At 45.8% G+C, this 10,103-nt stretch carries 9 protein-coding genes; all 9 read left to right on the forward strand.

The window, feature by feature from the left end:
- The first annotated feature begins 4 nt into the window (after nucleotides 1-4).
- Complete coding sequence (locus DC345_RS16940; protein WP_113054038.1) at nucleotides 5-538, forward strand: spore maturation protein; 534 nt, start codon at nucleotides 5-7, stop codon at nucleotides 536-538.
- Nucleotides 539-602: 64 nt separating this feature from the next.
- Nucleotides 603-1,421, forward strand: a complete 819-nt coding sequence (locus tag DC345_RS16945) for a S1 family peptidase (protein ID WP_113054039.1) — start codon at nucleotides 603-605, stop codon at nucleotides 1,419-1,421.
- 224 nt (nucleotides 1,422-1,645) lie between these two features.
- Nucleotides 1,646-2,395, forward strand: a complete 750-nt coding sequence (locus DC345_RS16950) for a pseudouridine synthase (RefSeq protein ID WP_063568319.1) — start codon at nucleotides 1,646-1,648, stop codon at nucleotides 2,393-2,395.
- Between the two features lie 131 nt (nucleotides 2,396-2,526).
- On the forward strand, nucleotides 2,527-3,054 hold the full coding sequence (locus tag DC345_RS16955) for a redoxin domain-containing protein (protein WP_113054040.1): 528 nt from the start codon (nucleotides 2,527-2,529) through the stop codon (nucleotides 3,052-3,054).
- Nucleotides 3,055-3,068: 14 nt separating this feature from the next.
- On the forward strand, nucleotides 3,069-4,742 hold the full coding sequence (gene resB / locus DC345_RS16960) for a cytochrome c biogenesis protein ResB (protein WP_113054041.1): 1,674 nt from the start codon (nucleotides 3,069-3,071) through the stop codon (nucleotides 4,740-4,742).
- Nucleotides 4,739-6,001: a cytochrome c biogenesis protein CcsA gene (ccsA, locus tag DC345_RS16965; RefSeq protein ID WP_113054042.1), complete on the forward strand. Its 1,263-nt coding sequence runs from the start codon at nucleotides 4,739-4,741 to the stop codon at nucleotides 5,999-6,001. The genes resB and ccsA overlap by 4 nt, the downstream gene beginning before the upstream one ends.
- Before the next feature lie 143 nt (nucleotides 6,002-6,144).
- Nucleotides 6,145-6,861 (forward strand): response regulator transcription factor, encoded by a 717-nt coding sequence (locus DC345_RS16970; protein WP_113054043.1) that lies wholly within the window; start codon nucleotides 6,145-6,147, stop codon nucleotides 6,859-6,861.
- A gap of 55 nt (nucleotides 6,862-6,916) precedes the next feature.
- Complete coding sequence (locus tag DC345_RS16975) at nucleotides 6,917-8,314, forward strand: cell wall metabolism sensor histidine kinase WalK (protein ID WP_258530695.1); 1,398 nt, start codon at nucleotides 6,917-6,919, stop codon at nucleotides 8,312-8,314.
- Between the two features lie 196 nt (nucleotides 8,315-8,510).
- The coding region (locus DC345_RS31765) for a collagen-like repeat preface domain-containing protein (RefSeq protein WP_181586614.1) at nucleotides 8,511-10,103 on the forward strand (1,593 nt) is incomplete at its 3' end.

Raw genomic sequence — 10,103 nt, forward strand, 5'->3', positions numbered from 1 at the left:
AACGTTGTTAACCTTCATCAACTGGATTTCCGTCTGGGCCATTCCGGTTATCATCGCGTTTGTTCCATTATATGCGTTTACCAAAAAGGTCCCGGTCTACGAATCTTTTGTTGATGGGGCCAAAGACGGCTTCTCTACGGCAATCAGCATTATTCCCCATCTGGTAGGTATGATGGTAGCGATCAGTGTATTCCGTGCTTCCGGTGCATTGGATTATGTGATCAGCCTATTCGCTCCACTTGTGTCCTGGATGGGGGTTCCGGGAGAAGTATTGCCACTCGGAATTTTGCGTCCTTTGACCGGGACAGGCTCGCTTGCCTTTACAACCGACCTGATCAAAACTTATGGCCCCGACTCGATGATTGGCCGCATGGCTTCCACGATTCAAGGAAGTACGGATACAACCCTGTATGTATTGACTGTTTATTTTGGAGCCGTAGGCATACGTAATGGTCGCTATGCGCTCAAAGTCGGGTTGTTTTCCGATGTAATTGGTTTCATTGCCGCCTTGGTCATTTGTTTGACTGTATTTGGTTAAAAATATGTCCTCTCCTTCCGATATACGAATTATGCTAGAATGATAGCGGAGGAGAGTGAGAACCATGCAAAAGAGTTGGAAAAGAATGCTGCGCTTTGGAATGTCAGGCATGCTTGCCATTGCGTTGCTTGCAGGACAGACGGGGTTGGCTGCGGCTCAAGCCGTTAATACGATTCATTTTACGGGTTACTTCGATAAACAACTACGTGCTCAGTTGGCCGTTACAGCGGATTCTTTTCCAGTTGTGAACGTACGTCTGGTCAAGCAGGATGAACCCGATTCAGTATATTATGATGTAGGTACTTCAATACTGATCTCCAAGGATGAGGTGCTAACCAATTATCATGTCGTTCAGGATTATGCTGAACTATCTGATGGAGATGAAGGCACGCTTACTGTAGCAAGCCCAGGTCATCTGGACAAGCCGGTTAAAGCCAAAATCATTAAAACAGATCCGGTGACAGATATGGCATTGCTGAAGCTGGACAAAGAAATCGACGCACAACCGGTGACGTTCGCAAATGCTAAAGATAATCAAATTGTATATACCATCGGATTTCCTAAAAATTCCGCTGGGGAACTTGTGCTGTTGGACGAAGATTTCCCTTCAACTTACAATACGATCGCCAAGAGCCGAGTATTTAATTCACAAGATTCGGACGTTCCAGGCAAGAAGGGCATAGGCAGTATCGTAAAATCAGTGGCACAAGGCAATTCAGGTGGTCCTGTTCTGGATCAGAACAATCGGGTTATTGGCATGATGACCTTTGTATACGGAGGACGTACCTATTATATTACTTCCAAAACGTTGCAGTCCTTCATTAAAGAAAGTGCAGCCCCTGCGAAAAAACAGGTCGTTGTTGCTGGTAAAGTAGCCAATTAACCTTATTATTCACATTGTAATTGTTACATATGATTGAAATTGAACGGCTCACCTTAACGCTCCTGTCATATAACAGGCAGTGAGAGGGTGAGCTTTTTGGTCAAAATAAATAGCTAAATGCAGCTCAAAAGCTGTTTAGAACCTCTGCGTGAACAAAATAGATGGATTATCCTTGTGATTTCCGGTCTTGATGGGTATCATTAGTGTGAGGTGACATGACAAACATGGAAAGATTACAAAAAATTATCGCACAGGCAGGCATTGCATCCCGCCGTAAGAGCGAGGAACTGATCCTGTCCGGCAAAGTAGAAGTTAACGGGGAGGTCGTAACCGAACTGGGTACGAAAGCGAACCCCGAAGAGGATATGATTACGGTTAATGGTAAACCGATCCGCAGTGAAAAGAAAGTGTATATGATGTTAAACAAGCCGAAGGGTGTTATCACAAGTGCTTCAGACCCGGAAGGTCGGAAAATTGTATCCGACTATCTCAAAGGTGTCAAAGAACGTGTGTATCCCGTTGGTCGTCTGGATTATGACACAGAAGGATTGCTCATTCTGACCAATGATGGCGAGTTTGCGCATTTGTTGACGCATCCGAAGCATCACGTACCCAAAACGTATCATGCAACCGTTAAAGGTGTTCCACATGGTTCGGCTCTGGAGAAATTAAAGACAGGCATTATGCTGGACGACGGTATGACAGCTCCGGCAGAGATTGAGTACAAAGATGTGGATACCGCAGCAAATGAATCTGTTATCTCTATTACGATTTACGAAGGGCGTAACCGTCAGGTTAGACGTATGTTCGAAGCGATTAACCATCCGGTAACACGTCTGAAACGGATTTCGTTTGGTGGTATTTTGCTTCAAAACCTGAAACGTGGACTAACACGTAATCTAACCAAAGAAGAAGTCAACAACCTGATTACGCTCGCAAAATCAGAACCCGCCAAAAAAATGAAAAAAAGGTAATGTGAGGACACATAATTTTCATAAAAGCGCCGCAGTTTTGTGACGAAATTCGCTATAATTGTTCATAGGATGTTCACAGTTGTCCGAGACCGTTATATGCGAATGTTAGTTACTTAAAAGGGGAGCAGCACATGGGGAAATCAAGAAGAGCGGTGCAAATCGTCATTTTGTTATTGATCCTGGTGTTAGGCGGATATGCGATTACTACATCGGTATCCGGCTCGAATGGCAAGCCAAAAGAAGGAGATAAAGCTCCTTCTTTTGAACTGCTGGGCCTGGATGGACAAGTTCATACGTCTGAGGAATACAAAGGCAAAGCCATGGTGATCAACTTCTGGGGAACATGGTGTGAACCTTGTGTAAAAGAGATGCCTGCGCTACAAGCGCAAGCGGACAAATGGAAGGACCGTAGTGTGCAATTTGTCGGTATCAATGTTGGGGAAGACCAGATGACCGTGGAAAATTTTGTTCGACAGGTGGGCGTTACATTTCCGATAATGCTCGACCGTGACAAAAACTCGATCCGAGATTTCGGTATATCTCCGATGCCAACGACATTTTTTGTCTCTGACACGGGCAAAATCTCCACCATTCATATCGGTCAACTTGATTTGGACACACTTGACGCTCAAATTTCACAACTGGCGAAACAGCCCTGACAGGAGGTCTAGTCGTGTTCCAAAATACGAAATGTGAGTGCGGACACCAGAATCCGGTGGGCACTGTGCTGTGTGAAGCATGCGGCAAGCCGCTGCTGGAGGCCGAGGTCAAATCGGATGAAGTATTGGAAATGCGTTATGACGGCATGGCTCGTCGTTCGCAGCGTACGAATCCCAAAATTATCGACCGCATATGGAATTTTTTCTCATCGGTCAAAATTGCCGTTTACATGATTGTGTTTACGCTTGTTGGTTCCATGCTGGGCACGATCTATCCACAAGAAAGTACATTTCTGAATATTGATCCATCCGTATATTACAAGGACACATACGGTCAGTTGGGTCATATCTATTATCTGCTGGGTCTATCCCATACATATGAATCCTGGTGGTTTATTTTGTTACTGGTGCTGATCGGTGCTTCATTGGTCATATGCAGTCTAGACCGGGTACTTCCACTATACAAAGCGCTGAATAAACAGAAAATACGCAAACACATGCAGTTTCTTACACGCCAGCGACTGGTGTACCAAGGCTCCATAGAAGAGGCATCAGAAGACTGGATTAAGAAAGCGGTTACGCCGCTTAAAAAGAAAGGTTATCGTGTGCATACCAAGGGTAGTGCATTGCTGGCTGAGAAACAGCGATTCAGTCGCTGGGGACCTTATGTTATCCACATCGGCTTGATTATCTTTCTACTGGCAGTACTTGCCCGCGGGCTTCCCGGGCTGAATCTGGATGAGCATGTTGCTTTTCCCGAAGGTGAGATCAAGAAAATACCGAATACCTCCATGTATTTGAAGAATGAACAGTTTAATGTTGAGTTTTACAGTGAAGATGAGGTTCCAGAACAGTTCAAAAATTTGAACAAAACCGTTCCAAAACTGTTTGAAACCAAAGTGGTGTTGTACGAATGTACGGCAGATTGCTCGGATCCTTCGAAAAAACCTCAATTGACCGAGGTGGACCGACATGATGTTCAAGTGAATCATCCACTGAATTACCACGGATTGAAAGCATATCAGTTTGATTATGATTTGACACCAACGATTCGTTCGGTAACGCCTGATCTGGTCAATGCCCAGACGGGTGAGAAGTACGGAGCAATCCAAATTGCTATGGTGGATACGCAGCGAACGTTTGAAGCTGGACCCTATAGTCTGAATGTGAAAGAAAAATATATGGATTTTGGGCTGGATGAAAATGGAGAGCCCAAATCAAAGTCCCCTTCACCTAATGCGCCTGCCTTTCTATTTAACATCAAGGGACCCGATTTACCTGCAGAGGGCATGCAGTACTTGTATTTTGCGAAGCAGATCGATAAACAGCGTTTTCAACAGGACGCAATTAACAAACAGCTGAATGGAGGAGAAATTCCTTTGCAGCTAGAGGTCGATAGCATGGATAAGGTGGACATCATTCAGTCCGTGAGTTACCTCAATATCCGTATTGATAAGGCCATGCCTTTTGTATGGGTTGGGGCAGGCATCGTTATGTTGGGTCTGGTTATGGGCTTTTACTGGCACCACCGACGTATTTGGATTCGGATTGATGATGGACAACTCACCCTAGGCGGCCACACGAACAAAAACTGGTTTGGATTTAGGCGAGAGGTTGCAGCTGTGTTAAAACATATGAATGTGGAAGTGGATGAGAAGTCGTTGGATAACGGGGGGAACCAAACATGAGTTTATTGGATTTCAGCAGCGACGCATTTATCGTATCTTTTTTTCTATATTGTGCTGCATTTATGTTATATGGCGTTGCCGTAATGGGCAAGAAATGGAGTAATCGTGACCCGCAAGCTCATGTAGAACTATGGGGAAAGCGAGCCTTTATTGCATCAACTGTTGCACTAGCTGCACATCTCATCTTCTTTGGTACACGATGGGCCGGAGCAGGCCATATACCAGTAAGTAATATGTATGAGTTTATGAGTTTTCTATCCATGATGATTATGGTGGCATTTATTGTGGTTTACGCAATTTATCGAAAATCGTTGCTAGGACTATTTGCATTGCCACTAACGATCATTATTATGGCATATGCAGCCGTATTTCCTCAGGAAGTACAGCCGCTGATCCCTGCATTGCAATCGATATGGCTCAAGATCCACGTGACGTTGGCTGCACTTGGCGAGGCATTCTTCGCCGTAGGCTTTGCGGCAGGATTCATGTACTTGTTACGCACAGTCGATTTCAGTGGCAAGGATAAGTCATCCAGACGCCAGCGCGGATGGGTTGAGTTTACTTTAATCACTATCGTAGTTGTGGTTGGGTTTATCGGGTCGGTATTTGCTTTCCGTGCATCCGGATATGAGGCGGTTTTTGTTCAGAAAGTCACGAGCATTGACACAGAGGTACAGGAAAATAGTACAATAGAGAAAGTGATTTATCGCATGCCTCCTATTTTTGCACCTTATAATAGCGAAGTGGAGAGCATAAAACCGTTTCTTGGCATGAAGGAACCTTTACTTGAGACACCTTCCTGGATGAACGGAGTTAATGCTGGACGTAAACTGAATACGGTAGTCTGGTCTTTGATTGTAGGGCTGGTCTTATATGGACTTATTCGTTTAATTGTAAGAAGACCGCTTGGACAAGCTTTGCAACCGATGCTGGATGGAATTGATGCCGACGATCTCGATGAGATTAGTTACCGCGCAATTGCTATCGGATTCCCGATATTTACATTGGGAGCATTAATCTTTGCGATGATCTGGGCTCAGATTGCCTGGAGCCGCTTTTGGGGATGGGACCCCAAAGAGGTGTGGGCACTGATAACATGGTTATATTATAGTGTGTACCTGCATTTGCGTTTGTCCAGAGGCTGGCAGGGCCGCAAATCTGCCTGGCTTGCAGTACTTGGATTTTTGGTCGTTATGTTTACGCTCGTAGGTGTGAATTTGATCATCGCCGGGTTGCATTCTTACGCAGGGGCAGACTAGGATAGGTAGTTTCGTGAAGTTCCCGAGAGAAATCCATGAAACACATACGTAAGCCCCTACGTTCAATGGGGCATTCAAATATTGTTCGCCAGATCGAACATAATAGAAGTGATGAGGAGTTATTGCAAAGGGGCTGGAGTGGAATGGCTGAACATGAGAACCGTATACTAGTCGTGGATGACGAGGAAAGAATCCGACGGCTTTTGAAAATGTATCTCGAAAAAGAAGGTTATGAAATCGATGAAGCAGAGGATGGGGAAACTGCGCTGCGAAAAGCAACTGTAGGTGACTATGGTCTGATTTTGCTTGATGTAATGTTACCGGGCATGGACGGCGTTGAAGTATGTACCCGTTTGCGTCAGGTAAAATCAACCCCGGTTTTGATGCTTACTGCAAAAGGCGAAGAAATTAACCGCGTTCAGGGCTTTGAAGTTGGAGCAGATGATTATGTCGTTAAACCGTTCAGTCCACGTGAAGTGATTTACCGGGTGAAGGCGATTCTGCGTCGTTCTTCTGCGACAGCATATCTGTCCAAAGAGAGTAATTCAAGCAACAATATCGTATTTCCTCATTTGGTCATCGAACATGATGCTCACCGCGTAACCGCAGGTGGGGAAGAGATCAGTTTAACACCGAAAGAATATGAACTGTTGCATTATCTCGCGACATCTCCAGATAAAGTTTTCTCCAGAGAAGAGCTGCTGAAGGATGTATGGAATTATGAATTCTTTGGTGATCTTCGTACTGTGGATACGCATGTGAAGCGTCTTCGCGAGAAGTTAAACAAGGTATCGCCAGAGTCAGCGGCGATGATTACAACGGTGTGGGGTGTGGGTTATAAACTGGAAGTACCGAAGTAGTTTTAGTTTCTGGAGATCGCTGGTCGGGAAGTTATGGATTACGATTATTTGCCTTGTGGGCTGTGTACTCATAGCATTGGGTCTTTTTTTGCTGCCGTATATTGATACGAATTTTGCGGAATCTGAGTCGAGAGATATCAAACGTTTGTTCACGTATGTTTGTATTATCGGATTCAGCTTGACGACCTTTTTTGCGCTGTTTCTTTTTACGAAAATTACGCAGCCGATGCAGCAGTTAATTCAGGCAGCCAATGCGATTCGAAAAGGAAACTACGGTACGCGTCTCTCCCTTGTAACGAGCGATGAGATTGGAGAATTGGGTAATACATTTAATCATATGGCTGCACAGCTGGAAGATAACATCCGCAACCTTAACCATGAGAAAGAACATCTGGCGAGCGTGCTTCGAAGCATGACCGATGCCGTAGTAACATTCGATGGCGAGGGGAAGGTTATTTTGACAAACCCCCCTGGTGAGAAAATCATGCAGGCTTGGTGTGATTTGGACTGGGCACAGATGGGCGAGAGTCAAGATTCGGAGAATGCTGTGGGTTCTTCACGAGAGGTACCGGAACCACTCGTTCCTTTGTTCAAAAAGGTGATGGAGCAGGGCGGCGATCAGAACTCTAACGTGCATGTGCAGCAGGGAGTCTGGTCTGTTCAGATGGCACCATTGTACGCGGATAGTGTCGTACGAGGCGCAGTAGCTGTGCTTCGTGACGTGACGGAGGAAGTACGATTGGAGAAAATGCGCCGTGATTTTGTAGCTAACGTATCTCACGAAATACGTACTCCGCTATCCATGATGCAAGGGTATAGTGAAGCTCTTTTGGATGGGATGGCGGCTTCCCCAGAAGAAAGTGAAGAATTAATTCAAGTGATTCATGATGAGTCTTTGCGTATGGGCAGGTTGGTTAAAGATCTGCTTGATCTTGCGCGAATGGAAGCGGGTCATACGGATATGGCCGTGAAGGAAGTGGATCTAGTTGAACTATTGGAACGAGTATACAGAAAGTTCTCTGTACGTTCCAAAGAACAGGGTATCCATCTTTCGTTTGAGTGCAGACAGACTTCGATTGAACTTTACCAGGCAGACGAGGATCGTCTTGAACAAGTATTTACCAATTTGCTTGATAATGCGTTTCGGCATACTCCAACAGGGAAAAATGTTGTCATATCGGCCGAACTGTTAACTGATATCCGAACACCTGTAGGCAAAGTGACTGTAAAAGATGAAGGTGTAGGCATTCCTTCTTCCGATCTGCCATTCATCTTTGAACGATTCTACAAAGCAGATAAGGCTCGTGTTCGGGGTGAAAGTGTCGGTACAGGACTGGGGCTCGCAATTGTAAAAAACATCGTAGATGCGCATCACGGTACCATTATCGTTAATAGTGTCCTTGGCGAAGGTACAGAGTTTATTTTACAATTTCCTGTGGATTCCTCGAAATAGCCCGATTTCATACAAAAACTGCGAAAGCACCCTCAACATGAGGGTGCTTTTTTTGTTGAACAGTACCGTTTAATCTTGTTCAACGTGGAACAGTATGTTCACTTTTTTTGAGTCAAAACATGTGTCCAAGATAATTTTGCTTCTTATGTAACATAAGCTTGAAAAACAAGGAAGTAAAAGGAGGATTGGATTACGCATGTCTGATGAAAGAAAACGGGTCAATATTAAAGCTTTTCTGGAAGGAAGATCGTTTCGGGCAGGATCACCCTTTATTCCAATAACATCGAGTGAAGTGGAGCAGTTTGAATCGATTTTAAAAGCGTTGGCAGTGACTATTCCTTCAGCTGTCAGTCAGCCTACTGCGACTAATATAATTGCGTTGCAAAACAGTTTACGGAGCTTGCTCAACTTTGTTAATACCTCTGGTTTCCGAGCTGGAGTGAAAGCGGAGTTGCAATCCGTTCTGGAACTAACCATTGCAGGTTCTGAAGTTGTGCCTGTAGCTGTTATTAATCTAGCAGGCAACTTGCAAAATTTACTCGATGATTTATTAAGTGTGACGTTACTTTTGGAAGTTCCTCCTACGGAAAAAGACAAACTGGTCGGGCTGATTCGATCCATATCCGTATCATTGAGTCGTGCTACCAGTTCATTTGGTACATCGGGAGCCCCTGGTCCTCCAGGTCCCCCTGGAGTTCCAGGAGTTCCGGGTGTACCTGGAGTGCCAGGTCCAGCCGGGCCAGGAGGAGCAGCTGGACCCGTAGGACCTGTAGGACCTGTAGGTCCTCAAGGCGTACCAGGACCGCAGGGGTTGCCAGGAGCTGGACTATATGATATTTCCGTGTTTGATCCCGCTCAGGCACCTAGCTATGTGCTAGGTCAAGTTGTTTCGTATAATGGCAGTCTTTATGTTGTAGATGTCAATAGCCCCACGGGTGTGCCGGGAAGTTCTCCAGACTACACGTTGTTTTTGTCAGGCGGAACAACTGGAGCAACAGGGGCAGGTTTATCAGGCTCTGTTCCGTTTGATCCGGCGCTCTCACAAGGTTATCCGGCAGGACAAATTGTAACCTTTGGCGGTAGTACCTACATTACTAATGTGGCATCGCCAACGGGAACACCAGGCAGTTCAACAGATTATACTTTGCTAGCAGCGGCCGGAGCTACTGGAGCTACTGGAGCTACTGGGGCAACGGGTGTGGGACTCGGTGGCTCTGTTCCGTTTGATCCCGCAGTTGCACCAACTTATCCAGCGGGTCAGGTCGTAACATTTGAGGGCAGCACTTATATTACAAATGTGGCATCGCCAACAGGAACTCCCGGTACTTCACCGGACTATACACTCTTGGCAGGTGCAGGACCTACAGGGGCAACGGGAGCGACAGGCATAGGTTTAAGTGGAATATTACCGTTTGATCCGGCGGTAGCACCAACCTATCCAGCGGGTCAAATAGTGACGTTTGACGGTAGTACCTATATTACTAATGTAGCTCCACCAACTGGAACCCCAGGTACATCACCAGACTACACATTGCTTGCAGGCGCAGGAGCCACCGGTTCAACCGGAGCAACAGGCGTGGGCTTGAATGGAGCAGTTCCGTTTGACCCAGCAGTAGCACCAACGTATCCTGCGGGTCAAGTTGTAACTTTCGATGGCAGTACGTATATAACAAATGTGGCATCGCCAACGGGAACGCCGGGAACATCCCCGGATTATACGTTGATTGCAGGCGCAGGGCCAACAGGGCCTACGGGTGTAACGGGAGTGACTGGAGTAGGTTTGAGCGGG

Source organism: Paenibacillus taichungensis, from assembly GCF_003287275.1.
Classification (GTDB): Bacteria; Bacillota; Bacilli; order Paenibacillales; family Paenibacillaceae; genus Paenibacillus; species Paenibacillus taichungensis_A.